The following is a 26,071-nucleotide window of genomic DNA, read 5'->3' as shown; positions in this document are numbered from 1 at the left end:
GTGGTCGCCCGGCTGCTGGCGTGCGGCGAGGACGGGGTCCTCGTCGAGGTCGAGAACCTCGACGAGGTGCGTGTCCTCGACGCCGCGCTGCGGGCGCGTCCCGTCCCCGGCGTCGTGGACGTCGTGCCCGCTGCCCGCACGGTGCTCGTGCGGGGCGATGCGCGCCGACGCCCCGCGTGGGCGGCGGCCGTCGGGCGTGCGGCGGGGACGCTGGGAGACCCGTCCGAGCGCCCGCGCGGTGCGCACGCCACGGCGGGCGAGCGCGTCGTCGAGGTCCCCGTCGTGTACGACGGGCTCGACCTGCACGACGTCGCCGACGAGACCGGCCTGTCCGTCGAGGAGGTCGTGACCCGGCACCTCGCCGGCGGGCCCGACGGCTACCGGGTGGCGTTCGGCGGCTTCGCGCCCGGCTTCGCGTACGTCGTCGGCCTCGACCCGCGGCTGCGGGTCGCGAGGCTCGCGACGCCGCGTACGCGCGTGCCGTCCGGCGCGGTGGCGGTCGCGGGCGAGTTCACCGCGGTCTACCCGGCGGCTTCGCCGGGCGGGTGGCGGCTGCTCGGCACGACCGACGTCGAGATGTTCGACGCCGCGCGCGGGGCCGCGCGCGCGGCTCTGCTCGCGCCCGGTGACGTCGTGCGGTTCGTGCGACGCGCGGCCCCCCGGGTCACGGCCCTTCCCGATGCAGGACGCACCGGGTCCGACGTGCCGCCGGTCCCCGCGACCCCCGCCACCCCGGCGCCCGGCACCGCCCCGGGCGGCCGGTCCCTGACGGTCGTGGCGACCGGCCCGCTGACGCTCGTCGAGGACCAGGGTCGCCCGGGTCTGGCAGCCGTCGGCGTGCCGCGGTCGGGCGCCGCCGACCCGGACGCCCTGCGCCGCGCGAACCGCCTGGTCGGCAACCGGGTCGACGCCGCGGGTCTGGAGGTCCTGCTGGGCGGCCTGGAGGTGAGGTGCGGCGCGACCACCGCCTTCGCGCTCACGGGTGCCGCGGTGGCGGCCGAGCTCGACGGCGTCCCGGTGCCGCACGCCACGGCGGTCCGCGCCACCGCGGGGTCCACGCTGCGGCTCGCCGCGCCGCGCGACGGGGTGCGGACGTGGCTCGCGGTGCGCGGCGGGATCGACGTGCCGTCCGTGCTCGGGTCGCGGTCGGGCGACGTCCTGTCGGGGCTGGGCCCGGCGGCCCTGCGTCCGGGTGACGTGCTGCCGCTGGGGTGGGCGCTCGACGGGTCGCCGGAGCTGCCGCTGCCCGACGCGCCGCCACACGGCCGACCACAGCCGGGCGCGGACCCGGCCGGCGACGTGGTGCTGCTCGACGCGTCCGACGGCCCGCGCCTCGCCCACCTCGACGCCGCCGGCCGCGCCCGGCTGTGGTCGGCCGTGTGGCAGGTCGCGGCGGCGAGCAACCGGGTCGCCGTCCGTCTGACCGGTGAGGCCCTCACGGGCGCCGTGCGCACCGAGCTGCCGTCCGAGGGCCTGGTGGCCGGCGCGGTGCAGGTGCCGCACGACGGGCAGCCGGTCCTGTTCGGCGCGGACCACCCCGTGACGGGCGGCTACCCGGTGGTGGCCGTGCTGACGCGCGCCGCGCGGGCCCGGGCCGCGCAGCTGCGACCGGGGGACCGGGCCCGGCTGCGCCGCGTCGAGGTCGGCGGCCCGGGAGCCGGGCCGATTCACCCTCCCACCGGGACCTACGTCCCCGCTGAGGCTCCGCCGCATCAGGTCGGGACGCCACATGTGGGCGCGCCGGGCGTGTCGAGGCACAACATGTAGTGCTCTCGGCGTTCGCTGGTGGTCCACTCGGAGGACCACAGCACCGAAGGAGCGCACGCATGTCGCAGCAGGACCGCACCGGCACCCCGGTCGTCGTCGAGGTCGCGTCGACCGTCGACGAGTACCTCGACCGCAGCGACTGGCGGGTCAACGCCAACGCCAACCAGGGGTACTCGCTGGGCGGGCTGATCCTCAACACGGCCGGCAAGGTCATCGCCAACTACTGGCTGAGCGAGGTGTACCCGGCGGCCGTCGGCGAGGCGCACCGCGACGGGTCGATGCACGTCCACGACCTCGACATGCTCTCCGGCTACTGCGCGGGCTGGTCGCTGCGCACCCTCCTGCAGGAGGGGCTCAACGGCGTCCCCGGCAAGGTCGAGGCCCGCCCGCCGAAGCACTTCAGCGCCGCGATCGGTCAGATCGTCAACTTCCTCGGCACGATGCAGAACGAGTGGGCGGGGGCGCAGGCGTTCAGCAGCTTCGACACGTTCCTGGCGCCGTACGTCCGGCTCGACGGCCTGACGTACACCGAGGTCCGCCAGGGGATCCAGGAGCTCGTCTACAACCTCAACGTGCCGTCGCGCTGGGGCACGCAGACCCCGTTCACCAACCTCACGTTCGACTGGACGTGCCCCGCGGACCTCGCGGACCAGACGCCGTTCGTCGCCGACGAGCCGTGCGACTTCACGTACGGCGACCTGCAGGCCGAGATGGACATGATCAACCGCGCCTACATGGAGGTCATGACCGAGGGGGACGCGTCCGGCCGCGTCTTCACCTTCCCGATCCCGACGTACAACATCACCAAGGACTTCCCGTGGGAGTCGGAGAACGCCGACCGCCTGTGGGCCATGACGGCCAAGTACGGGCTGCCGTACTTCCAGAACTTCATCAACTCCGACATGGAGCCGGGCGACGTGCGGTCCATGTGCTGCCGCCTCCAGCTGGACCTGCGCGAGCTGCTCAAGCGCGGCAACGGGCTGTTCGGCTCCGGTGAGCAGACGGGGTCCATCGGCGTCGTCACGGTCAACTGCGCGCGGCTGGGGTTCCTGCACCCGGGCGACGAGGCGGCCCTCGTCGCCGACCTCGACCGGCTGCTCGACCTCGCGCGCACGTCGCTCGAGCTCAAGCGCGTCACCATCCAGCGCCTCATGGACGAGGGTCTCTTCCCGTACTCCCGGCGGTACCTGGGCTCGCTCGACAGCCACTTCTCGACGATCGGCGTCAACGGGCTCAACGAGATGGTCCGCAACTTCACGGGCGACCTGTACGACATCACCGACGAGCGCGGCCACGCGATGGCGCTGCGGGTCCTGGACCACGTGCGCGCGCGGATGGTCGAGTTCCAGGAGGAGACGGGCAACCTCTACAACCTCGAGGCCACCCCCGCGGAGGGCACCACGTACCGGTTCGCCAAGGAGGACCGCAAGAGGTACCCGACGATCCTGCAGGCCGGGACCTCCGCGCACCCCTACTACACCAACTCCTCGCAGCTGCCGGTGGGCTTCACGGACGACCCGTTCGAGGCGCTCGAGCGGCAGGACGAGCTGCAGACCCGGTACACGGGCGGCACGGTGCTGCACCTGTACATGTCGGAGCGCATCTCGACGCCCGAGGCGTGCCGCGAGCTCGTCAGGCGCGCCCTGAGCACGTTCCGGCTGCCGTACCTGACGGTCACACCGACCTTCTCCATCTGCCCGGCGCACGGCTACCTGGCCGGCGAGCACCCCACGTGCCCCACGTGCGAGGAGGACGGCGAGGTCACGACGTGCGAGGTGTGGACCCGCGTCATGGGCTACCACCGGCCCGTCAGCTCGTTCAACATCGGCAAGCAGGGCGAGCACGCCGAGCGCGTGCCGTTCCTCGAGACCGCCGGGGCGCGGGCGTGACCGCTCACCACGACGCCGGATCGGGCGGCCCCGTGCAGGGGTCGTGCGGCCCGGACGGCTGGGAGCAGCGGGCCTCGTCCCTGCAGATCGCGGGCCTGACGCCGCTGTCGACGGTCGACTGGCCCGGCAGGCTCGTCGCCACGGCGTTCCTGCAGGGGTGCCCGTGGCGGTGCACGTACTGCCACAACAGCGCGATCCTCGACGTCCGGCTGCCGGGCGTCGTGGCGTGGTCCACGGTCACGGACCTGCTGCGCCGGCGCCGGGGGCTGCTCGACGGCCTCGTGCTGTCCGGCGGGGAGCCGACGCGGCAGGCGGGCGTCGTCGCGGCGGCCCGCGAGGTCAAGGAGGCCGGCTTCCTGGTCGGCCTGCACACCGCGGGCGCCTACCCCGCGCGGCTGCCCGACCTGCTGCCGTACGTCGACTGGGTGGGTCTGGACATCAAGGCCCCGGCGCACCTGTACCGCGCGATCACCCGCGCGGGCGGCGAGACGACGACCGCGGACAAGGCGTTCGCGTCCCTGCGCCTCGTCCTCGACAGCGGCGTCGACGTGCAGGTCCGCACGACCGTCGACCCGACGGTCCTGACGGACGGCGACGTCGCGGACCTGACGGTGGCGCTGGCCGACCTGGGAGTCCGGGACCACGTCCTGCAGCAGGTCCGTCCCGACGGGGCGACCGACGAGTACGCGCAGGCGCTCGCGCGCGTCCCCCGGGAGCGGCTGCACCGGGGGTGAGCCTCACCGCAGGGTCAGCGGGCACCCTCCCGTGCGCCCGGGTACGGGGGCGGGTGCCTCCGCCCCGTCACCCCTGCGGCATCAGGACGTACACCACCGACAGCTCCCCGCCGGGCGTCTGTGACGCGATGGCACGCACCGACCACCCCGGCAGCGCGACCGGGGCGCCCGAGGACAGGGCGTCGTACGGCGGCGACAGGGCGGACCGCGCGGAGGTCCCGGTGTCGTCGGCGTCCCTCGCGGCCTCGGCGAGCAGCCCTGTCGCCACGGCGGCGCGGTCCTGCCCGGGGCTGACGATCTCGGCCGCCCACCCGGCGCCGTGACGGTGCGCGGCGACCAGGCGCCCGTCGACCAGCGGCACCTCGTCGGGGAAGCCGTCGGGCAGCTGGTGCCTCGTCGGGTCGTCCTGCACGATCTCGAGGTCCCACGGGCCGGCGGCGCCACGCGCGATGCCGACCGCGTCGACGGTGGTCGCGTAGAGCTGGTAGGTCCCCGGGGGCAGCTGCCCGGAGCCGTCGCACGCCGTGAACCCCAGCGTGGTGTTCTGCGCGACGCGCAGCGCTCCGGTCGACGTCTCCGCGGTCTGCCACCAGCGGCCCGGCGTCTCCTCCAGCGGGTACACCTCCGGCGGGTCGGCCGCCGACGCGACGGTGTCGCCCAGCTGCGTGCGCAGCACCTCGCCCGTGGTGGTCGGCGTCACGGACATGAGCTCCTGCGCCGCGCCCACCACGACGCCCTCCTCGGTGAGCATGAGCCGCAGCCGCGTCGCACCCACCCCGGCCTCGGGGATCTGCGAGATGCTCACGACGAGGTCCGCGGAGCTGCCCTGCCACGTGCCCAGGTCCTGCCCGGCGGCCGCGGTGTCGATCCGCGGGGGGCTGACGCTCTGGTACCCCAGCTCGACGCCGAGCTCATCCTTCGGCCCCGACGGGATCCGCGTCACGGCGGAACGGCACGCCCCCGGGTCGGCGTCCGGGTCGCCGGCGGGCGTGACGTCCTGCGTGAGCTGGGGCACGACGAGCGCGGCGGCGCCCGCGACGCTCGCCGCCACGGCGGCCGTCCCCGCCCCGCGCGCTGCGCGCCGGCGGCGGACGCGTCCGGCGAGCCGGTGGACCGTCAGGACGGTCGCGGAGGTGTCGGGGTCGCCGAACGTGCTCGTGTCGGCCGCCGCGTCGGCGAGCTCGCGCAGCGCGAGATCCAGGCGTGTGCTCATCGTGACCTCCGGACCGTGACGAGGACCTCGTCGGTGTGGTGCGCGGGCGTGTCGTCGGCTCCGGAGAGGTCGCCGAGGTGGGACTCGAGCGTGCGGGTGGCGTCCGAGAGGTACCGCTTGACGGTGCCGACGGACAGGGACAGGGCGTCGGCGACCTGCGCGACCGTCATGTCCTCGAAGTGGCGCAGGACGATGCACGCGCGCTCGCGGGGCGGCAGCAGGGCGAGCGCCTGCTGCACCGCGAGGCGCGTCGTCACCACCGCTTCGGGGCCCGCGTGGGGGCCGTCGGGCGGGTTCGGCTCGGGCACGGCGGTCAGGTGCCGGATCGTGGCCCAGTGCCTCCGTCGGCGGAACCCGTCGACGTAGGTCGTGAGGATGGCCCGCCGCACGTACGCCTCGGCAGACGCGACCTCGCGCGTGCCGCGTCCGCGGGTGAACGTGCGCACCAGGGCGTCCTGCACGAGGTCCTCCGCCTCGCGGGAGTCGCCCGTGAGCAGGTAGGCGTAGCCGACGAGCGCACGACCGCGCGTGCGGACGAGCTCGTCCAGCGCGTCCTGCCAGGTGGTCACGGTGCTCCTGTCGTGGGCGGTCGGGCACCGCGCACAGGGCTGCCCTCACAGCATGGTGACGGACGACGGCCGCAAAAGGTTGGGTCGCACGCACCGGTTCGCGTGTGGGAGCAACGGCACGCGTGCCGGGGTGCTTGAATGCAGGCGACGCCACGGCATGCAGGGAGGCACGTCCATGGAGGTGCAGGTGACGACCGAGGACGTCGGCGTGCGCACGGTCGTGCGCGTCGCGGGCGAGGTCGACGTGGCCTCCGCCGACCGGTTGCGTGAGCGCATCGCGCTGCTCCTCTCCGGCGGCCGCACCGACCTGGTCGTCGACCTCACGGCCGTGACGTTCATGGACTCCACGGGCCTGGGGCTGCTCGTCGGCACGCTCAAGCGCGTGCGGATCGCGGGTGGTCGCCTCGATCTGGTGGTCGACTCGGAGCGTCTCCTCAAGGTCTTCCGCATCACGGGCCTCACGCAGGTCTTCACCATCCACGGCACGCTGGACGCCGCGCTCGCATCCTGACCGGACGGTCGTCGACGACCGCGTGCTGAGGGTGTGCGACCTGCGTCACACCCCCCGCTAGACTCACCCGGTCCGACGGCAACGGGGCCGGGCGGTGGGGTTGCGTTCAGGGGGAGCGCGCCGGTGTGTCGAGGAGGATGCATGCAGCTCGGTGCCACGAGCATCACGATCGTCACGGCGATCGCCGTGATTGGACTGGCGGCCCTCGTGGTCGCCGCCGTGCTCCGTCGCCAGGTCCTGGCGGCCGGTGAGGGCACGGCCTCGATGCAGGAGATCGCCCGCGCGGTGCAGGAGGGCGCGTCCGCCTTCCTGAGTCGGCAGTTCCGCACGCTCGCGGTGTTCGCCGCCGTGGTGTGCGCCTTGCTCTTCCTGCTGCCCGGGGACAGCGGCATCAAGATCGGGCGGTCCGTCTTCTTCCTCGTCGGCGCCGGCTTCTCGGCCGCCATCGGGTTCCTCGGGATGTGGCTCGCCACGCGCGCGAACCTGCGCGTCGCGGCGGCCGCCTCGGGGCCGGACGGCCGCGCGGAGGGTGCACGGATCGCGTTCCGCACCGGCGGCGTGGTCGGCATGGCCGTGGTGGGCCTCGGCCTCGTCGGCGCGTCGCTCGTCGTGCTCCTCTACCGGGGCGAGGCGCCCGCGGTGCTCGAGGGCTTCGGCTTCGGCGCCGCGCTGCTCGCGATGTTCATGCGCGTGGGCGGAGGCATCTTCACCAAGGCCGCCGACGTGGGCGCGGACCTGGTCGGCAAGGTCGAGCAGGGCATCCCCGAGGACGACCCGCGCAACCCCGCGACGATCGCCGACAACGTCGGTGACAACGTGGGGGACTGCGCCGGGATGGCCGCGGACCTGTTCGAGTCCTACGCGGTCATGCTGGTCGCGGCCCTCATCCTCGGCCGGGCGGCGTTCGGCGAGGAGGGCATGGTGTTCCCGCTGATCGTCACCGCGGTGGGTGCGCTCGTCGCGGCCCTCGGTGTCGCGATCACGCGGGTGCGGGGTGCCGAGAGCGGGCTGGCGGCGATCAACCGCGGCTTCTACGTCTCGGCGCTCGTGGGCGTGCTGCTCGCGTCGGCCGCGGCGTACGTGTACCTGCCGGCGACGTTCGCCGAGCTTCCCGGCGGCACGACGGGCCTCGAGGGCCACGCGGGCGACCCCCGCCTCGTCGCCTCGCTCGCCGTGCTCATCGGCGTGGTCCTCGCCGGCGTCATCCTGTGGGTCACCGGCTACTTCACCGGCACCACCAGCAAGCCGACGCTGCACGTGGCACGCACGACGCTCACGGGCCCCGCCACGGTCGTGCTGTCCGGCATCGGCGTGGGCTTCGAGTCCGCGGTCTACACCACCGGCATCATCGCGGCCGCCATCTGCGGCGTGTTCCTGCTGGCCGGTGGCTCGGTGCCGCTCGCGCTGTTCCTCATCGCGCTGGCGGGCTGCGGCCTGCTGACGACGGTGGGCGTCATCGTCGCCATGGACACGTTCGGCCCGGTCAGCGACAACGCGCAGGGCATCGCCGAGATGTCGGGCGACGTGACGCCCGAGGGCGCGCAGATCCTCACGGACCTCGACGCCGTCGGCAACACCACCAAGGCCGTCACCAAGGGCATCGCGATCGCGACGGCCGTGCTCGCCGCCACCGCGCTGTTCGGCTCCTACGCGGACGCGGTCCGCACGGCGCTCGACGAGATCTCCGGCGGGCTCGGCGGGGACCTCGTGGAGGCGATGATGTCGTACGACATCATCAACCCGATCACGCTCGTGGGCGTGATCCTGGGTGGCGCCACGGTCTTCCTGTTCTCCGGCCTGGCCATCGACGCGGTGACGCGGGCCGCGGGCGCGATCGTCTTCGAGGTGCGTCGCCAGTTCCGGGACAACCCCGGGATCATGACGGGCGAGGTGCGCCCCGAGTACGCCAGGGTCGTCGACATGTGCACGCGCGACTCGCTGCGCGAGCTGGCGACCCCCGGGCTGCTGGCCGCGTTCGCGCCGATCGCCGTCGGCTTCGGCCTGGGCGTCGGGCCCCTCGCAGGCTTCCTGGCCGGGACGATCGCCACCGGCGTGCTCATGGCCGTGTTCCTGTCGAACTCCGGCGGCACCTGGGACAACGCGAAGAAGATCATCGAGGACGGCAGCTACGGCGGCAAGGGCTCGCCCGCCCACGCGGCCGCCGTCATCGGCGACACCGTCGGCGACCCGTTCAAGGACACCGCCGGCCCGGCGATCAACCCGCTCATCAAGGTGATGAACCTGGTGTCCGTGCTGATCGCCCCGGCGATCGTCGCGGTGTCCGTCGGCGAGGACGCGAACCACACGCTGCGCCTGACCATCGCGCTCGTCGCCACGGCCATCGCGTTCGGTGCGGTCATCGCCTCGCGGCTGCGCGCCGCGAAGGTCGACCGCGAGGGACGTCTCGAGCACGAGGCGCAGCTCGTCGGCTGACGCCCGGCGCAGGTCCGCCCCGCCCTCCCGTCCCCGTCGGACGGGAGGGCGGAGCGCTGCTCAGCGGCGGAGCGTGTAGGCCATCGTCACGGGATCGCTGCTCGCGTCGGCCTGCAGCGACGTCACCAGGGTCAGCGTGCTCGTGCTGCAGGTCGCGGTCGACGCCGTGGGCGGCAGCGCCTCGATCGCGTCGTCCGCGGACCCCTTCGGGACCTCCAGCTCCTCGCCGTCGAGCGTGCCGCTGGTCGTGACGTCGAGGCCCGAGGAGTCGATGTCGGAGATCGACAGCTGGTCACCCGCCAGCGCCCACCGGCCGGTGAGGCCGCCCGTGGACCGCGACGTCGACGTGAGCTCGGAGCCGTCGGCCGACATGGTCATGGCCGAGCTCGAGTCGAGGTCGGCGGTGAACGTGCCGCCGTCGGCGAACTCGTACGTGGCGGTGCCGTCGACGGTGACGTCCACGGCGCCCTGGTCGTCGTCGGCGGCCTCGAACGTCTCGCGCAGGTCGTCCTGCATCGCGGCCAGGTCCAGGCGCCACGTGCCCCGCAGGCACACCTCGGTGGTGCCGCCCGCGACCGGCTCCTCGTCGCCGGGGTCGCTGGTCGCGGCAGCCGACGAGGGCGGCGTGGTGCCGCCGGTGGCCGCGCCGGGGTCGGCGTCGGTGTCGCCGGTGCAGGCACTGAGCAGGAGCACCGTCACGGCACTCGCCGCCAGCGCGGTCGGACGTCGTCGCACGGGTGGTCCCCCTCGTCGCGCGCAGGCGCAGCCGTCGGTCGATCCCGACCAACGTACGCCACGCCCCCGCACCGGCGCGGGGGTGCTGCAGCCGTGACGCGCGGTGCCGCGCGCGATGTGTGCGGACGCCCCGCGGCGTGTGCGTGGTGCCGTCGGCCGTGGCGTCGGTACGCTCGCGCAGCCCAATGACGGACGGAGGCCACCGTGGACGCGCGCGACGTCGGGACGCTACGGGTGATGACCTACAACCTGCGCGGCCTGCGCGACGAGCTCGACGCGCTCGTCGACGTCGTGCGCAGCGTGCGCCCCGACGTGCTGGCGGTCCAGGAGCCGCCCCGCGGGGCGACGGGACGGGCCCGGCTGCGGGGGTTCGCCGCCCGGACCGGGCTGCGCGTCGCCGTCGGCGGCGGCGGTGCGCGGACGACCGCCCTGCTCGTCGCGCCCTACCGCAGCGTGCACGACGCGGCCGGCCTGCGGCTGCCCTGGCGGGTCGGACGCACACGCCGCGGTGTCGCGACCGCCCGGGTCGACGGCGTCCGGGTCGTGGTCGTGCACCTGGGGCTGCGTGCCGCCGAGCGGGGCCGGCACGTCGACCTGGTGGTCCGGCGTCTGCTGCGGGGCCCGGACGGGCCGGTCGTCGTGGCGGGCGACCTCAACGAGCGCCCCGGTGGGCCGTCGTGGGCCGTCCTGGCCGAGGCTGCGGGAGGGCTGCAGGACGCGGCGAGCGTCGCGGGGGCGGACCAGCCGACCTACCCGGCGGATGTCCCCCGCGTGCGCATCGACGTGGTCCTGGTGGACCACCGCCTGCCCGTGCTGGACGCGTGGGTGCTCGACGACGCCGCGGTGGGCGTCGCCAGCGACCACCGGCCGCTGGTCGTCGACCTGCACCTGCCGGCCTGAGGGCGCGCGGCGCGCGTCCGCCCGCCTGGGACGATGGCGGCGTGACCGCCACCCCTGACACGCCCGTCGTCGTCCCCGCGCTCGTCGACGCGCTGCGCGCGGACCTCGCCGCCGCCGACTTCACGGTCGAGCACGTCGACGAGCTCCTCGGCCCCGTCGCGGCAGGCGCCCTGACCCGCGGCGAGGTGCTTCCGGCGCTGCGCGCGACTGCCCCCGGCACCGCGTCCGGGTCGGCGCCGGCCGCCGTGCTCACGCGCGCGTTCCTGCTCGGTGTGCCGGTGCGCGCCGCCGCGCTGCAGACCGCGCTGCCGTCCGTCGGTGTCGCGGGTGCGCGACGCCTCGGGCTGGTGGACGTCGCGGGCCACGGCGACGACGACGACGTCGCGGCCCTCGTCGACCTGCGTCCCTACGCCGCGAGCGACGGTGCGGGCGACGCCGCGTGGTGGGTCGCGTCGGACCTGGGCGAGCTCGCGACCGGCGGGCCGCTGCGCACCGACCACGTGCTCGGCGTCGGCGGTGCGTCGCTGACGCTCGCGCAGGCGACGGTCCGGGACCCGCGCCGTCGCGTGCTCGACCTCGGCACGGGGTGCGGCGTGCAGGCGCTGCACGCGAGCCGGCACGCGGCGCACGTCGTCGCGACGGACCTGTCGACGCGCGCCCTGGCCTTCGCGCGCTTCACGACCGCGCTGGCCGGGCTGGGGGACGACCGTGTCGAGCTGCGCGCCGGGTCGATGCTCGAGCCGGTCGCCGGTGACACCTTCGACCTCGTCGTCTCCAACCCGCCGTTCGTCATCACGCCGCGCCGCGGCGACGTGCCCGCCTACGACTACCGCGACGGCGGCCGGGCCGGTGACGACCTCGTGCGCGACCTGGTCACGGACGTCGGCAGCGTGCTGGCGCCCGGCGGCGTGGCGCAGCTGCTCGCCAACTGGGAGGTGCGTGACGGCGAGGAGTGGCACGAGCGCATCGGCGCGTGGGTCGACGCGTCGGGCCTCGACGCGTGGGTCGTGCTGCGCGACCAGCAGGACCCCGCGCAGTACGCCGAGACCTGGATCCGTGACGGCGGCACGACACCGGCCGACCGCGCCACGTGGACGGCGCGCTACGGCGCGTGGCTCGACGACCTGGCGTCCCGGGACGTCGCGTCGGTCGGCTTCGGCGTCGTCACGCTGCGTCGTCCGGTCGCGGGCGCGGCGACCCTGCGCCGCCTGGAGTCGCAGACGGGTCCGGTGCGGCAGCCGCTCGGACCCGTGATCTCCGCCGCGCTCGCCGCGCACGACGCCACCGCGCACCTGTCCGCCGAGGGGCTCGCGGGGCTTCGCCTGACCGTCGCCCCCGACGTCACCGAGGAGCGCTACCTGCAGCCCGGTGCGGTCGACCCGCGGGTCGTGCTGCTGCGGCAGGGCAGGGGCTTCGGGCGCACGGTCCAGGCGGGCACGGCGCTCGCGGCGTTCGTCGGCGCGTGCGACGGCGAGCTCACGGCCGGGCAGATCGTCGGCGCGCTGGGTGCGCTGCTCGACGTCCCGGCGTCCGACGTCGCCGCCGACGTGCTGCCCACGGTGCGCGGTCTGCTCACCGACGGCCTCCTGACGATCGCCTGACCGCCCCCGCCGGCGCCCCGGAGCGCCGCGACCTGCGGGGGAGCGGTGCGGGCCGCGACACCGCGGGCGCCAGTACGCTCGTCACGGCCGCGCGCGCGGCACCGGACCGCAGCGACGGAGGCACGATGGGCACGCAGGACACGGGGGCACGGCCCGCGGTGGCGGTGCTCGGCGGCGGGGTCATGGGCGGCACGCTCGTGGCAGCCCTGCGCACGGGCGGCTGGCCGGGGGACCGCGTGACCGTCGCGGACCAGGACGCCGGACGGGCCGAGGCGCTCGCGCAGCAGCACGACGTGCGGACAGCCGGCAACCGGGACGCCGTCGCGGCCGCGGACGTCGTCCTGCTCGCCGTCAAGCCGGACGTCGTACCGGCCGCCCTCGCGGACATCGCGCCCGCGCTGCGCGCCGGGACGCTCGTGGTCAGCGTCGCGGCCGGCGTCCCGCTGCGCACGTACGAGGACGCGCTGCCCGCGGGCACGCCCGTCGTGCGGGTCATGCCGAACACGCCGGCCCTCGTCGGCAAGGGTGCGAGCGCGATCGCCCCGGGCCGCGCCGCCGGTGAGGAGCACCTCGCGCTGGTCGAGCGCATGCTCGCGGCGACGGGCCTGGTCGAGCGGGTCGCCGAGAAGCACCTGGACGCGGTGACGGCCCTGTCGGGGTCCGGTCCCGCGTACGTGTTCTACGTCATCGACGCGCTGGCCGAGGCGGGCGTGCTGCTCGGCCTGCCGCGGGACCTGGCTTCACGGCTCGCCGTCGCGACCGTCGAGGGCTCGGCCGCGATGGTCGCGCAGACGGGCGACCACCCCGCGGTCCTGCGGGAGCGGGTCTCCTCGCCCGGCGGCACCACGGTCGCGGGCGTCGCCGCCCTCGACGCGCACGCGGTGCGCGCGGGTCTGGTCGCGGGGGTGCGGGCCGCCGCCGAGCGCTCGCGCGAGCTCGGCGCCGGCTGACCCCGTGACCGTGGACCCTCGCCCCACGGGGGCCGGACGCCCGGCCGCGACGCGCCGCTCGCGCGACGGCCGCCCCCCGGCGATGAACGACGTGGCCGCGCTCGCGGGCGTCAGCCACCAGACGGTCTCCCGGGTGCTCAACGCGCACCCGAGCGTGCGGCCCACGACGCGCGAGCGCGTGCTCGAGGCGATCGCGACGCTCGGGTACCGGCCCAACCTCGCCGCCCGGGCCCTGGTCACGCGCCGCACCGGCACGCTCGGCGTCATCACGCCCGCCACCGCGCTGTTCGGGCCCACGAGCACGCTCGTGGCGTTCGAGCAGGCGGCGCGCGACGCGGGCTTCTACGTGTCGGTCGCGACGCTGCGCGCGTTCAGCGGCGAGGAGGTCGTCGCCGCCGTCGAGCACTTCCTCGCGCAGGGCGTCGACGGCGTCGTCGTGGTCGCACCGCGCAGCGGGACGGTCGACGCCGTGAGCGGCGTGCACGTGCCCGTCCCGGCCGTGCTCGTCTCGTCGGGTCGCGCGGGCGTGGACGTGCCGACCGTGTCGGTCGACCAGGTGGCGGGCGGGCGCCTGGCGACCGAGCACCTGCTGGCGTCGGGGCGTGCCTCGGTGCTCCACGTCGCCGGGCCGCAGGAGTGGTACGACGCGCGTGACCGGCTGCGGGGATGGCGCGACGCGCTCGAGGCGGCCGGGGCCACGGGGGAGGCGCACCGTGCGGACGGGTGGTCCGCCGCCGACGGGTACGCGGCGGGCCTCGAGCTGGTGCGCACGGGGCTGCCGGAGGCGGTGTTCGCCGCCAACGACCAGCTGGCGCTCGGGCTGCTCGCGGCACTCGGTCAGGCCGGTGTCCGCGTGCCGCAGGACGTCGCGGTCGTCGGGTTCGACGACGAGCCCGGCACGGCGTTCTACGCGCCGCCGCTGACCACGGTGCGGCAGGGGTTCGACGAGCTGGGCCGGCGTGCGGTGCAGGCCGTCGTCGACGCGCTCACGGGGGGAGAGCCGACGCAGCAGTCGATCGCGCCGGAGCTCGTCGTGCGCCGGTCGTCGGCGTCCGTGGAGGGCCCCGGCGCGCAGGGCGGTGGCGCGTGATCCGGAGGTTGGCTTCCGCGCCATGTGATCGTTAACATCGACCGATGCCGGATCGCTCCGACCCGGCCGTGAGCACGACCCCGGGCGACGAGGCCCGGAGAGGGAGCAGCACGCGATGGCGCAGCACCACGACGACGCGGACGCCCGCCGCGCGGCAGCACGCGAGACGCTCGCGCAGGGCCGAGCGGTCCTCGGCATCGAGCTCGGCTCCACGCGCATCAAGGCGGTCCTCGTCGGCGAGGACCACGTGCCGCTCGCCTCCGGCGGCCACGCGTGGGAGAACCAGTACGTCGACCGGACGTGGACGTACCCGCTCGACGCCGTGTGGCACGGGCTGCGCGCCGCGGTGGCGGACCTGCTGGCCGACACCGAGCGGCGCCACGGCGTGCGCCCCACGTCCGTCGCCGCCCTGGGCGTGTCCGCGATGATGCACGGCTACCTCGCCTTCGACGCCGACGACGAGCTGCTCGTGCCTTTCCGGACGTGGCGCAACACGTCCACCGGTGCGGCCGCGGCCGAGCTCACCGAGCTGCTCGGGTACAACATCCCGCTGCGCTGGTCCGTCGCGCACCTGCACCAGGCCGTCCTGGACGCTGAGCCGCACGTGCCCGACGTGCGGTTCGTGACGACCCTCGCCGGGTACGTGCACTGGCGCCTGACGGGTCGCAAGGTCATCGGCGTCGGCGACGCGTCCGGCATGTTCCCGGTCGACCCCGTGACGCGTGACTACGACGCCGACCTGCTCGCGCGCTTCGACGCGCACACCGCGGGCCGGCTGCCGGTCGCGCGGCTCGTCGACCTCCTGCCCGAGGTGCTCGTCGCGGGCCAGGAGGCCGGCCGCCTCACCGACGAGGGTGCCGCGCTGCTCGACCCGACCGGCACGCTGCGTGCCGGTGCGCCCCTGTGCCCGCCCGAGGGCGACGCCGGCACCGGCATGGTGGCGACCGCGTCCGTCGCGCCGCGCACCGCCAACATCAGCGTCGGCACCAGCATCTTCGCGATGGTCGTGCTCGAGAAGCCGCTCGCCCAGGTGCACCACGAGATCGACCTCGTCACGACGCCCGCGGGCGACCTGGTGGCGATGGTCCACTGCAACAACGGGGCGAGCGAGCTCGGGGAGTGGGCGGGCGTCTTCGGCCGCTTCGCCACCGCGCTCGGGTCCGACGCGGGCGCCGACGAGGTGTTCGGCGTCCTGCTGCGTGAGGCGCTCGAGGGCGACGCCGACGGCGGCGGGCTGCTCGCGTACAACTACCTCTCGGGCGAGCCGATCACGGGCCTCGACGAGGGACGCCCCCTGATCGTGCGGACGCCGGACAGCCGCCTCACGCTCGGCAACTTCGTGCGCACCCAGGTGTACGCGGCGTTCGGCACCCTCAGCCTGGGTCTGCGGATCCTCGTCGCCGAGGGCGTCGAGGTCGACACGATGTTCGCGCACGGCGGCCTGTTCCGGACCGCGGGCGTCGCGCAGCGGCTGCTCGCGGCGGCCGTCGACACGCCCGTCGCGGTGGGTCGCACCGCCGGTGAGGGCGGCGCGTGGGGCATCGCGGTGCTCGCCGCGTACGTCGCGAGCGGCGCCGCGGACGACCTGGGCACCTACCTGTCGACGCGCGTGTTCGCCGACGCCGAGATCGACGTCGTCGAGCCCGACGCGGCCGACGTCGCCGGCTACGCCACCTGGCTCGAGCGCTACGCGGACGGCCTCGCCGTGGAGCGCGCCGCGACCGAGGCGCTCTGAGCGTCGAGCAGTACCGGGCCGCGCGCACCTGCGCCCGCCCCACCGGCGCCCCGACGCCGGTCCCGACCGCCCGCACGACGCGGGCCCCGAACCTGGAGGTGCGGATGACCGCCCTGGACGAGTACGCCCCCGAGGTGCGCGACGCGGTCGCCCGCGCGCGCGAGCAGGTCAGCCGGCTGCACGCCGAGCTGCCGCGGTGGGGTCTGGTGGTGTGGACGGCGGGCAACGTGTCGCAGCGCGTCGTCGTCGACCCCGCGGGCCCGAGCGAGCGCGACCTGCTCGTCATCAAGCCGTCGGGCGTGACGTACGACGAGCTGACGCCCGAGTCGATGGTCGTGTGCGACCTGGAGGGGAACCTCGTCGAGGGCACGCGTGCCCCGTCGTCCGACACCGCCGCGCACGCGTACGTCTACACCCACATGCCCCACGTGGGTGGCGTCGTGCACACGCACTCGACCTACGCGACCGCGTGGGCGGCCCGCGCCGAGCCCGTGCCCTGCGTGCTGACGATGATGGCCGACGAGTTCGGCGGCGACATCCCCGTGGGCCCGTTCGCGCTCATCGGTGACGACTCGATCGGCCGGGGGATCGTCGAGACGCTGCGCGACTCGCGCAGCCCCGCGGTCCTCATGCGCAACCACGGCCCGTTCACGATCGGCAAGGACGCCAAGGCCGCGGTCAAGGCCGCGGTCATGGTCGAGGAGGTCGCGCGGACCGTCCACATCAGCCGGCAGCTCGGCGAGCCGCTGCCGATCGCGCAGAGCGACGTCAACTCGCTGTACGCCCGCTACCAGAACGTCTACGGCCAGCACTGATGCTGGGCCACGAAGGAGAACCACGATGAGCAAGGCCTACCCCGACCAGGAGATCTGGTTCCTCACCGGTTCGCAGGACCTGTACGGCGAGGAGACGCTGCAGCAGGTCGCGGCGCAGTCGCAGGAGGTCGCCGCGGCGCTCGACGCGTCGGGTGACGTCCCGGCGAGGGTCGTCTGGAAGCCGGTCCTCAAGGACTCGGACTCCATCCGCCGCGCGGTGCTGGACGCCAACGCCGACGACCGCGTGCTGGGCGTCATCACGTGGATGCACACGTTCAGCCCGGCCAAGATGTGGATCACCGGCCTGGACCTGCTGCGCAAGCCGCTGCTGCACCTGCACACGCAGGCCAACGTCGAGCTGCCGTGGGACACGATCGACTTCGACTTCATGAACCTCAACCAGGCCGCGCACGGTGACCGCGAGTACGCGTACATCGCGACGCGCCTGGGCCTGGCCCGCACCACGGTGTCCGGCCACGTGTCGAACCCGGCCGTCACCGCCCGCGTCGGCACGTGGGTGCGCGCGTCGGCCGGCTGGCAGGCCGCGCAGGACCTCAACCTCGTGCGCTTCGGCGACAACATGCGCAACGTCGCCGTCACGGAGGGCGACAAGACCGAGGCGGAGATCCGCCTGGGCGTGTCCGTCAACACGTGGGCCGTCAACGACCTGGTCGCCGCGGTCGCGGCCGTCGACGACGCGGCGATCGACGCGCTCGTCGCGCAGTACGAGGAGCTGTACGACGTCGTCCCCGAGCTGCGCGCGGGCGGCGAGCGGCACGAGTCGCTGCGCTACGCGGCCCGGCAGGAGATCGCGATCGAGGGCTTCCTCACCGAGCGGGACGCCAAGGCGTTCACGACGAACTTCGAGGACCTCGGCGACCTGCGCCAGCTGCCCGGCCTGGCCGTGCAGCGGCTCATGGCCAAGGGCTACGGGTTCGGCGCCGAGGGCGACTGGAAGACGGCCGTGCTGGTGCGCGTCGCCAAGGTGATGGGTGCCGGGCTGCCCGGCGGCGCGTCGCTCATGGAGGACTACACGTACGACCTGACGCCCGGTGCGGAGAAGATCCTCGGCGCGCACATGCTCGAGATCTGCCCCACCCTCACGACGTCGAAGCCCCGCGTGGAGATCCACCCGCTGGGCATCGGCGGCAAGGAGGACCCGGTCCGCATGGTGTTCGACACCGACCCGGGCCCCGGTGTCGTCGTCTCGCTGGCGGACATGCGGGAGCGGTTCCGCCTGACGGCCAACGTCGTCGACGTGGTCCCGCCGACGGCCGACCTGCCGCACCTGCCCGTCGCCCGCGCCGTGTGGGAGCCCCGCCCGGACTTCACGACGTCGTCCGAGTGCTGGCTCACCGCGGGCGGTGCGCACCACACAGTGCTGACGACGGCCGTGGGCATCGAGGCGTGGGAGATCTTCGCCGAGCTGGCGCGCACCGAGCTGCTCGTCATCGACGAGGCGACGACGCGGCGCGGGTTCGCCGACCAGGTGCGCTGGAACCAGGTGTACTACCGGGTCGCGCAGGGCTTCTGACGCCTGACGCGCCGACGCCGAGGGGGGCCCGTCGCCCCCTCGGCGTCGGCGCGGGCCGCTCACCGCAGTACCGGCTAAACCGGCAGAACGGCCGCTGACGTGCGACTTCACCCCGCGTGGTGATGCGGACGGAACCTGGGTGGACGTAGCGTCGTCTCAGCGCGTCAACGGTGACGTGCAGAAGGGAGCGTCGTCGTGCGGACTCACACACGGACGCTGGTCTGGGCGGTGCGGGCCTTCCTCGCCTCGGCGGGAGCCCTGCTCATCGTGGTCGTCGACGCGGTGCTGAGCAGCCCCTGACGGAGCGGTCGCAGGCGGTCGCGTCATGTCCGGGCGCCGGCTCGACGTGCAGCGACCCCGGTGCGGGCAGCTTCTACCCGGGGACGACGTGGTCGACCGGATCGGCGCGGACGTCGACAACTCACCCGGTCGGGCGAAAATCCACCGAATGGCCCAATCCCGTGCCTTTGGGGCATTCAGGTCGCATACTTGCCCCACGCGCGTCTACGGCAGACGCGCACCGGGGGAGGGTCCGGGATGCACGCGCAGCGGCGGGGGCGAGCGGAGACCTGGGTGCTCCGTGTGCTCATGGCCGCTCTGGGCGGCCTCCTGCTGGTCATCCTGCAGCTCGTGACGGCGTCGTCCGCCTCGGCCGAGGACGTGGCCCCCCAGGGCTCGGGCGCGCAGCTCGCACCGGCGGACGTCGCCTCCGCCGTCCTCGATACCGTGGCGTCGCCGAACGCCGCGGCGGCGCCCGCACCAGCGGCCGACAGCGCGGACGCGACCGAGCCGGTGGACCCGGTCGAGCCGGTCGAGCCGGTGGAGCCGGTCGACCCGGTGGAACCGGTCGAGCCGGTGGACCTGGTCGAGCCGGTCGACCCGGTGGACCCGGTGGAGCCGGTGGAACCTGTGGACCCGGTGGAGCCGGTGGAACCGGTGGAACCGGCGGAACCGGTCGATGCCGTGGCGCCACCGGTGGAGCCGGTCGAGACCGTCACCAAGGACGTCACGCGGACGGGGACCGAGAGGACCGCGCCGGCCGGTGCGGACAAGACCACCGGGACCGGCGCCGAGACCCGGGCGACGACGACCGTCGACGGCACCGCAGCCCCCGCACCCCCGACCGTCCTCGACCGCGCCGCGACGACGGGCATGACGCCCATCGACGCGGCGGCCTGGATCGTGCGTCAGTCGCGCGACGCGGGCGAGCACCGGCGCGAGCTCGGCCCGCCGCCGCAGAGCGTCGCCCCCGGTGCCGAGGCGGACCGGTTCGAGCCCGGCGGGGAGCCGGACGCCGCCGCTGCCCTCTCGGCGGTGGTCTCCGTGCCGGCCGCCGAGCCGGCGACCCGTCAGACGCCCTGGCACCCCGCCCCCGGACCGACCGGTCCGCAGCCCGAGGCGCCCGCCGTCGTCACGGTCACCACGTACGTCGCGGGCGGCCACGTCGCCGTCGCCGCTGCCGCCGTCACGGCGACCGCGCCCCCGCAGCGCGCTGTCGCAGCCGCGTCGGTCGTGTCGCTCGCGGACCGCGCCGCACCCGGCACCGGGTCGGTCACACCGCGGGCGGGGCCGGGTGCCGGTCCGGCGTCCGGTCGGTCACCCGTCGTCGTCGCGTCCGCGGCGACGACGGCCGCCGCCCACGTCGCCGGGCCCGCAGCGCCCTCGTGCGACCTTCCGAGCCCTGCCTGACCGGACGGACGCACGCCGCGCGCGTCGTCCCTCGCCCTCCGGGGCACCCCGGTCCACAGGCAAGGAGCTCGATGATGTTCACTTTCCTGCGCCGAGCGGTCACGACGGTGCTCGTCGCCGCCGGTCTCGTCCTCATCTCCACCGGCGTCGTCACCGGCGTCGACGACCACGTGGTGCCCGGTGTCCTCGTGGTCGTCCTCGCCGGCGTCGCGGGCCTGATCTACCCGCGCCTCGACCGTCCGCGCCCCGCCGCGCCCGTCGTCCGCACCGTGCGCCCCGTCGTGCGCGTCGCGCCGTCCGTCCCCGTGCAGCGCAGCGCCCCGCACTGCGTGGGGCCGGCCCCGCGGGCGACCCCCGCTGCCGGCGCGCCCCTCACCGCCCCGGCGCTCGGGACGGTCGGGCGGTGGAGCGCCAGCGCCGCGCGTGCGGGCGGTCCCGTGCGCGGCGGCGTGCGCCACTGCGTGATGCCGCGCGGCGAGCTGCCGCACCAGCGGCACGCGTCCGACGGGTCCTGAGCGGCGGCGGGCGGGGCACGGCGTCCCGCCCGCCGCCGTGCCTCAGCGGGTCGCGTCCAGCCGGGCCAGCTCCGCATCGACGTCGTAGTCGGCGGGCGGCCAGTCGAGCTGGAGGCCGGCCAGCGCCTGGTGCAGCAGCGCACTGACGGCCAGCCGGGCGTACCACTTGCTGTCCGCCGGCACGACGTACCAGGGCGCGACCTCGGTGCTCGTCCGGTCGAGGACCTCCTGGTAGGCCGCCTCGTACGCCGGCCGCCTGAGGCGGACGTCGACGTCCGTCGGGTCGTACTTCCACAGCTTGTCCGGGCGCTCGAGCCGCTCGCGCAGCCGCCGGTACTGCTCGTCGGGCGAGACCCACAGCGCGACCTTGACGATCGTGGCCCCCGCCGCCGCGGCCTGGGCCTCGAACCGGTTGATCTCGTCGAAGCGCCGCTCCCACACCTCCGGCGCGACCAGGTCGTCGACGCGCGCCACGAGCACGTCCTCGTAGTGCGAGCGGTCGAAGACGCCGATCATGCCGCCGCGGGGCAGCGCACGACGGATCCGCCACAGGAAGTGGTGGCGACGCTCCTCGGGCGTCGGGACCCCGAACGAGCGCAGCGCCACGCCCTGGGGGTCGACCAGCCCGACCACGTGGCGCACGATGCCGCCCTTGCCGGCCGTGTCCAGCCCCTGCAGGACGAGCAGCACGGACCTCGTCCCGCCGGTACGGCCGTGCGCGAAGAGACGCTCCTGCAGGTCGGACAGCTCGGCGCCGACCGCGGCGAGCGCGGCCTCACCGTCGCGGCGCGACCCGTCGAAGCCCGGCGTCGCACCCGTGTCGACGTCCGCGAGCCGGAACCCCGGGGCGACGCGCAGCAGGTCCGCCACGGCGTCACGCCGCGCGAGGAGCCCCGCGGCGGCGGCCTCGTGGGCAGCAGCCGCCTTCTCGGCTGCCTTGCGGTCCGCCTTGGCCGCCTTCGCAGCCGCCTTCTCGGCGTTCTTGGCGGCTGCCTTCCGCGCGGGCTTCACGTCGTGCTTCTTCTTGTCCTCGTTCTTGCTCTTGTCCTTCTTCTTCTTCTTCGAGCCCTTTGCCATGGCGGTCTCCTCGGGTGCCGAGTGCGGAACTGCGGCGTGCGGAACTGCGGCGTGCGGAACTGCGGCGTGCGGAACTGCGGCGGTGCGGGTCGCGCGCGTGCTCAGGGGCGCGCGGCGAAGCGTTCGAGCAGGTCGGCGTGCCCTCCGACGATGATGAGGTCGTTGGCCGAGATGCGCGTCTCCGGCGTCGCGTACTGGAAGTCGATGCCGGGTGACTTCACACCGATGATCGTCACGCCGTAGCGCTCGCGCACCTTGGACTGCGCGATCGTGAACCCCTGCGTCTCCTTCGGGGGTCGCATCTTCACGACCGTGAACCCGTCCTCGACCTCGATGTAGTCGAGCATCTTGCCGCTCACGAGGTGGGCGACGCGGGACCCGGCGTCGGCCTCGGGCAGCACCACGTGGTGGGCGCCGATGCGCTGCAGGATGCGTGCGTGCTCGGAGCTGATGGCCTTGGCCCAGATCTGCGGCACGCCGATGTCGACGAGGTTGCCGGTGATGAGCACCGACGCCTCGAGGTAGGAGCCGACACCGACGACCGCGACGGGGAACTCGCGCGCACCGAGCTGCTCGAGGGCGTCGGGGTTCACCGCGTCGGCCTCGACCAGCGGGATCCGGCCGGCCCACTGGGCGACGAGCTCGGGGTTGCGCTCGACCGCGAGCACGTCCTGACCGAGCCGGTCCAGCGTGGCCGCGATGGACGAGCCGAAGCGACCCAGGCCGATCACCAGGACGCCCTGGTCCTTCTTCGGGGTGCGGGGCGCGGTGCGGGGCTCGCCGCCGCTCGCGCGCAGGTTCTCAGCCAACGATGGGCCTCTCCTCCGGGTAGCGGATGACGCGACGACGGTTGCGCAGCGCGAGCGCCGCGGCAAGCGTCATCGTGCCGGTCCGGCCGATGAACATGAGCACGACGAGGACGTACTTCGCCGGCGGCGGCAGCGTCGCGGTGATGCCGGTCGTCAGGCCGCACGTCGCGAACGCGGAGATCGTCTCGAACAGGATGCGGTCCAGGGTGAGCCCTGTCATCGCGAGCAGCAGCAGCGAGGCGATCAGCACGATGGTCGCGGAGACGAAGCTGACGGCGATCGCCACCTGCAGCGTCTCGCGCGGGATGCGTCGGCCGAACGCCTCGACGTCGCGGTCGCCGCGGCCTTCGGCGACGATCGCCAGCAGCATGACGGCGAGCGTCGTGACCTTGATGCCGCCCGCGGTGGACGCGGACCCGCCGCCGACGAACATCAGGGCGTCGAGGAGCAGCCACGTGCCCTCGTGCATCTGGCCGACGTCCACGGTCGAGAACCCGCCGGATCGGGGCATGACACCGGCGAACAGCGACGCGAGTGCCGTGCCGCCGGGGTCGAGGGGACGGAACGTGCCCGGGTTGGTCCACTCGAACGCCGCGACGACGACGGACCCGAAGACGACGAGCCCGAGGCTGGTCGTCAGCGTCAGCTTGGAGTGCAGGTTCCAGCGGCGGGGCTGACGCAGGTGGTGCGCGACGTTGAGGATGACCGGGAAGCCGAGGGACCCGATGAACACCCCGATGATGATCGGCAGCAGCATCCACCAGTCGGACACGAACGGCGCGAGGCCATCCGGGGTCGGCACGAACCCCGCGTTGTTGAACGCCGAGACCGCGTAGAACCCCGCGTGCCAGGCGGCTGTGGGCACCGGCTCACCATGGACGAGGAGTCGCGGGAACAGCGCGATCGCGATGACGAGCTCGAGCGCCGTCGAGGTCACGATGACCGTGCGGACCAGCGACCCGACCTCGCCCAGCCGGGTGACCTTGGTCTCGGACGACACCAGGAGGCGCTGGGTCAGGCCGATGCGCCGCGAGACCGCCATCCCCAGCAGCGACGCGAGCGTCATGACGCCCAGGCCGCCGATCTTGATGGCGAGCAGGATGACGGCCAGCCCCCAGCCGGACCAGTACTCGCCGGTCGGGACGACGACGAGCCCGGTCACCGTCGTGGCGGACGTCGCGGTGAACAGCGCGTCGACGAACGGCGCGCGCTCGCCGTGCGCCGTCGCCCAGGGCGCCGACAGCAGCGCCGTGATCACGGCGATGACGAGGGCGAACACGCCGAGCGCGAGACGGGCGGGGGACTGACGTGCCGACCGGTCGACGTACTCGCGCGCACGCCACAGCAGGCCGGGCCCCGCTGCCATCCGACCTCCCGCTGCTCCCGTCGTGCCGACAGGCACACTCTGGCACGCGGCGCCCGGGTTGACCCGCCACGGCCCGCCAGGTCGACACGTGCGCCGCGCCGGTGGGACGGTGACCCCATGACGGCCAGCGACGGGCGACCCACGGCGACCGGCCGCCGTCCTGTGACGGCGCGGGTGGTGTGGTCGACCGAGCTGCTCGCCTACGACTTCGGGTTCGGCCACCCCATGACGTCCGACCGCATCGACCTGACGATCGCGCTCGCGGCGCAGCTGGGCATCCTCGAGGAGCCCGAGGTCGAGGTGGTGGGCGCCGAGCCCGCGCCCGACGCGCTGCTCACGACGGTGCACGACCCCGAGTACGTCGCCGCCGTGCACGCCGCGGCGGAGCACGGGGTGCCCGACCTCGTCCGTGGCCTGGGCACGCGCGACGACCCGGTGTTCCCCCAGATGCACGACGCGGCGGCCCGCGTCGTCGCGGGGACGGTCGACGCGGCGCTGGCGGTGTGGCAGGGCCGTGCCGAGCACGCCGTCAACGTCGGCGGCGGGCTGCACCACGCGCGCCCCGGCGCGGCGTCGGGGTTCTGCGTCTACAACGACGCCGCGGTCGCGATCCGCGAGCTGCTGGCGGCCGGTGCGCAGCGTGTGGCGTACGTCGACGTGGACGCGCACCACGGCGACGGCGTGCAGGCGGTGTTCTGGGACGACCCGCGTGTCCTGACGGTGTCGGTGCACGAGACGGGTCACGCGCTGTTCCCCGGCACGGGGTACCCGACGGAGACCGGGGGCCCGCACGCCGACGGGACCGCCGTCAACGTCGCGCTGCCGTCGCGCACCGGTGACGCGGGGTGGTTGCGGGCGATCGACGCGGTGGTGCCCGCCGTGGTGCGCGACTTCGCCCCCGACGTCCTGGTCACCCAGCACGGCTGCGACACGCACCTCATGGACCCGCTGGCGACGCTGCGCGTGTCGGTCGACGCCCAGCTCCTCGCCTCGACGCTGCTGCACGACCTGGCGCACGAGGTGTGCGACGGGCGGTGGGTCGCGCTGGGCGGCGGCGGTTACGCGATCCTCGACGTCGTCCCGCGCGCATGGGCGCACCTGCTGGGGGTCGCGGCTCACCGCCCGGTCGACCCCGCCACGCCCGTGCCACCGGTGTGGCTGGACGTCGTCCGGCAGCGGTACGGACGCCAGGCCGTGGCGCTGATGACGGACGACGCCCCGGCCACGTTCAAGCCGTGGTCGACCGGGTACGACCCCGCGGACGACGTCGACCGCGCGATCCGCGCGACGCGCGGAGCCGTCTTCCCGTCCCTGGGGCTGGATCCGGACCTCGACTGACCGCGCGCGGGTCGCCGCGGCCGTGCGCGCGCGTCGGTGGGCCGGGCGGGTGTCTCCCCTTTCCCACCCGTCACACGCGCCACTACTGTGAGGCCAGCACCCGGCACGTCGGGTGAGCGACGCCGGCGCGCCCGGCCAGCAGGAGGGCCGGAGCATGGACGAGGAGCGGGGCGGGTCGCAGGGCCGCGTGCGTTTCCTCACGGTCGTCGAGGTCGCGGAGCTCATGCGCGTCTCGCGGATGACCGTGTACCGGCTGGTGCACGCGGGGGAGCTGCCCGCCGTGCGCGTCGGACGCTCGTTCCGGGTGCCGCAGGACGCGCTCGACGCGTACCTGCGCTCGTCGGCCACGGTCGAGCCCGAGGCCTTCGGCGAGGGGCGCCGCTCCTCCTGAGCGCTCGTGCCTCGCGGGGTCGGAGTTCGCGGTCGCGGCGCGTGATCGCGTAGTGTGGGTGCTCGGACTTCTGCGTGCGTGGGTGATTCGGGTGGACCCGATGCGCACCGCGCGTCGATCGACCACCAACTCGCGGCCATGTCGGGTCGCGACCGGACACGAGTGAGGACCGCTATGGGCTCCGTCATCAAGAAGCGTCGCAAGCGCATGGCGAAGAAGAAGCACCGCAAGCTGCTGCGCAAGACGCGCCACCAGCGTCGTAACAAGAAGTGAGCTGAGCGCCGCTCGTCGGCGCGCAGTGCACCACGGGCCCGGTCGGACGACCGGGCCCGACGTGTGTCCGCAGGACGTCATTCGTCCTCTACAACGATGTAGTGTCCGACGTGCCCGTCGGCCCGGTGCTCGAGGGC

The 26,071-nt window shown here is 74.6% G+C and carries 23 protein-coding genes; 17 read left to right on the top strand and 6 right to left on the bottom strand.

All coding sequences use genetic code 11. The annotated features are described in order from the left end of the window. From KKR89_RS13720 to KKR89_RS13710, 3 genes are read left to right on the top strand one after another with little or no spacing between them, the layout of a single operon-like run. Nucleotides 1-1,767, top strand: coding sequence for a 5-oxoprolinase subunit B/C family protein (locus KKR89_RS13720; protein ID WP_208195923.1), 1,767 nt, complete (start codon nt 1-3; stop codon nt 1,765-1,767). Nucleotides 1,768-1,826: 59 nt separating this feature from the next. Further along, the gene (locus KKR89_RS13715) at nt 1,827-3,656 is read left to right on the top strand and encodes a ribonucleoside triphosphate reductase (protein WP_208195922.1); all 1,830 of its coding nucleotides are present in this window, start codon (nt 1,827-1,829) and stop codon (nt 3,654-3,656) included. Further along, nucleotides 3,653-4,390 (top strand): anaerobic ribonucleoside-triphosphate reductase activating protein, encoded by a 738-nt coding sequence (locus tag KKR89_RS13710; RefSeq protein WP_251140893.1) that lies wholly within the window; start codon nt 3,653-3,655, stop codon nt 4,388-4,390. The genes KKR89_RS13715 and KKR89_RS13710 overlap by 4 nt, the downstream gene beginning before the upstream one ends. Nucleotides 4,391-4,457: 67 nt before the next feature. Here the strand turns inward: KKR89_RS13710 and KKR89_RS13705 are convergent, their stop codons facing one another. Together KKR89_RS13705 and KKR89_RS13700 are read right to left on the bottom strand one after the other, a co-directional pair. Further along, the gene (locus KKR89_RS13705; RefSeq protein ID WP_208195921.1) at nt 4,458-5,603 is read right to left on the bottom strand and encodes a hypothetical protein; all 1,146 of its coding nucleotides are present in this window, start codon (nt 5,601-5,603) and stop codon (nt 4,458-4,460) included. Then, on the bottom strand, nt 5,600-6,172 hold the full coding sequence (locus KKR89_RS13700) for a SigE family RNA polymerase sigma factor (protein WP_208195920.1): 573 nt from the start codon (nt 6,170-6,172) through the stop codon (nt 5,600-5,602). Before KKR89_RS13700 ends, KKR89_RS13705 begins: the two co-directional genes overlap by 4 nt. A 175-nt stretch (nt 6,173-6,347) precedes the next feature. Here KKR89_RS13700 and KKR89_RS13695 point away from each other — a divergent pair, with 175 nt between their 5' ends. Continuing rightward, complete coding sequence (locus KKR89_RS13695; protein WP_208195919.1) at nt 6,348-6,683, top strand: STAS domain-containing protein; 336 nt, start codon at nt 6,348-6,350, stop codon at nt 6,681-6,683. Between the two features lie 141 nt (nt 6,684-6,824). Further along, nucleotides 6,825-9,116, top strand: a complete 2,292-nt coding sequence (locus KKR89_RS13690; RefSeq protein ID WP_208195918.1) for a sodium-translocating pyrophosphatase — start codon at nt 6,825-6,827, stop codon at nt 9,114-9,116. A gap of 60 nt (nt 9,117-9,176) precedes the next feature. Here KKR89_RS13690 and KKR89_RS13685 read toward each other — a convergent pair whose 3' ends face one another. After that, nucleotides 9,177-9,851 (bottom strand): hypothetical protein, encoded by a 675-nt coding sequence (locus tag KKR89_RS13685; RefSeq protein WP_208195917.1) that lies wholly within the window; start codon nt 9,849-9,851, stop codon nt 9,177-9,179. A 204-nt stretch (nt 9,852-10,055) separates the two neighbouring features. Here KKR89_RS13685 and KKR89_RS13680 point away from each other — a divergent pair, with 204 nt between their 5' ends. From KKR89_RS13680 to KKR89_RS13640, 9 genes are all read left to right on the top strand, one after another. Further along, a complete protein-coding gene (locus tag KKR89_RS13680) occupies nt 10,056-10,751 on the top strand; it encodes an endonuclease/exonuclease/phosphatase family protein (protein ID WP_208195916.1) in 696 nt (231 codons plus the stop codon). Nucleotides 10,752-10,792: 41 nt separating this feature from the next. After that, on the top strand, nt 10,793-12,352 hold the full coding sequence (locus tag KKR89_RS13675; RefSeq protein ID WP_208195915.1) for a DUF7059 domain-containing protein: 1,560 nt from the start codon (nt 10,793-10,795) through the stop codon (nt 12,350-12,352). 125 nt (nt 12,353-12,477) lie between these two features. Further along, nucleotides 12,478-13,302 (top strand): pyrroline-5-carboxylate reductase, encoded by an 825-nt coding sequence (proC, locus tag KKR89_RS13670; RefSeq protein WP_208195914.1) that lies wholly within the window; start codon nt 12,478-12,480, stop codon nt 13,300-13,302. Nucleotides 13,303-13,306: 4 nt separating this feature from the next. Then, entirely contained in the window at nt 13,307-14,392 is a 1,086-nt protein-coding gene (locus KKR89_RS13665; RefSeq protein ID WP_307802212.1) for a LacI family DNA-binding transcriptional regulator, read from the top strand. 115 nt (nt 14,393-14,507) lie between these two features. Beyond that, nucleotides 14,508-16,127 (top strand): xylulokinase, encoded by a 1,620-nt coding sequence (locus tag KKR89_RS13660; RefSeq protein ID WP_208195913.1) that lies wholly within the window; start codon nt 14,508-14,510, stop codon nt 16,125-16,127. A 104-nt stretch (nt 16,128-16,231) separates the two neighbouring features. Further along, the gene (locus KKR89_RS13655; protein ID WP_208195912.1) at nt 16,232-16,942 is read left to right on the top strand and encodes an L-ribulose-5-phosphate 4-epimerase; all 711 of its coding nucleotides are present in this window, start codon (nt 16,232-16,234) and stop codon (nt 16,940-16,942) included. Nucleotides 16,943-16,967: 25 nt separating this feature from the next. Then, the gene (gene araA, locus KKR89_RS13650) at nt 16,968-18,476 is read left to right on the top strand and encodes an L-arabinose isomerase (RefSeq protein ID WP_208195911.1); all 1,509 of its coding nucleotides are present in this window, start codon (nt 16,968-16,970) and stop codon (nt 18,474-18,476) included. Nucleotides 18,477-19,049: 573 nt separating this feature from the next. Beyond that, a complete protein-coding gene (locus KKR89_RS18520; protein ID WP_214765499.1) occupies nt 19,050-20,165 on the top strand; it encodes a hypothetical protein in 1,116 nt (371 codons plus the stop codon). Nucleotides 20,166-20,236: 71 nt separating this feature from the next. Beyond that, a complete protein-coding gene (locus KKR89_RS13640) occupies nt 20,237-20,680 on the top strand; it encodes a hypothetical protein (protein WP_208195908.1) in 444 nt (147 codons plus the stop codon). A gap of 42 nt (nt 20,681-20,722) precedes the next feature. Here KKR89_RS13640 and KKR89_RS13635 read toward each other — a convergent pair whose 3' ends face one another. The 3 genes from KKR89_RS13635 to KKR89_RS13625 form a co-directional block, all read right to left on the bottom strand. After that, the gene (locus tag KKR89_RS13635) at nt 20,723-21,757 is read right to left on the bottom strand and encodes a PPK2 family polyphosphate kinase (RefSeq protein ID WP_208195907.1); all 1,035 of its coding nucleotides are present in this window, start codon (nt 21,755-21,757) and stop codon (nt 20,723-20,725) included. Nucleotides 21,758-21,858: 101 nt separating this feature from the next. Further along, nucleotides 21,859-22,566 carry a potassium channel family protein gene (locus KKR89_RS13630; protein ID WP_243882620.1) on the bottom strand — a complete coding sequence of 236 codons (708 nt, stop codon included), beginning with the start codon at nt 22,564-22,566 and terminating at the stop codon, nt 21,859-21,861. After that, a complete protein-coding gene (locus tag KKR89_RS13625; protein ID WP_208195906.1) occupies nt 22,559-23,932 on the bottom strand; it encodes a TrkH family potassium uptake protein in 1,374 nt (457 codons plus the stop codon). The genes KKR89_RS13630 and KKR89_RS13625 overlap by 8 nt, the downstream gene beginning before the upstream one ends. Before the next feature lie 117 nt (nt 23,933-24,049). On the opposite strand from KKR89_RS13625, the gene KKR89_RS13620 reads away from it, so the two are divergent. The 3 genes from KKR89_RS13620 (at nt 24,050) to KKR89_RS13610 (ending at nt 25,934) form a co-directional block, all read left to right on the top strand. Then, nucleotides 24,050-25,270, top strand: coding sequence for an acetoin utilization protein AcuC (locus KKR89_RS13620; RefSeq protein ID WP_208195905.1), 1,221 nt, complete (start codon nt 24,050-24,052; stop codon nt 25,268-25,270). Between the two features lie 154 nt (nt 25,271-25,424). Beyond that, a complete protein-coding gene (locus KKR89_RS13615) occupies nt 25,425-25,661 on the top strand; it encodes a helix-turn-helix domain-containing protein (protein ID WP_208196366.1) in 237 nt (78 codons plus the stop codon). A gap of 174 nt (nt 25,662-25,835) precedes the next feature. Then, nucleotides 25,836-25,934 carry a 30S ribosomal protein bS22 gene (locus tag KKR89_RS13610; protein WP_003792170.1) on the top strand — a complete coding sequence of 33 codons (99 nt, stop codon included), beginning with the start codon at nt 25,836-25,838 and terminating at the stop codon, nt 25,932-25,934. Nucleotides 25,935-26,071 lie beyond the last annotated feature (137 nt).

Origin of the sequence: Cellulomonas dongxiuzhuiae, from assembly GCF_018623035.1 — a bacterium.
GTDB classification, from domain to species: Bacteria; Actinomycetota; Actinomycetes; order Actinomycetales; family Cellulomonadaceae; genus Cellulomonas; species Cellulomonas dongxiuzhuiae.
The sequence above is the reverse complement of the archived record's forward strand: the minus strand, read 5'-3'. Positions and strand labels throughout refer to the sequence as shown.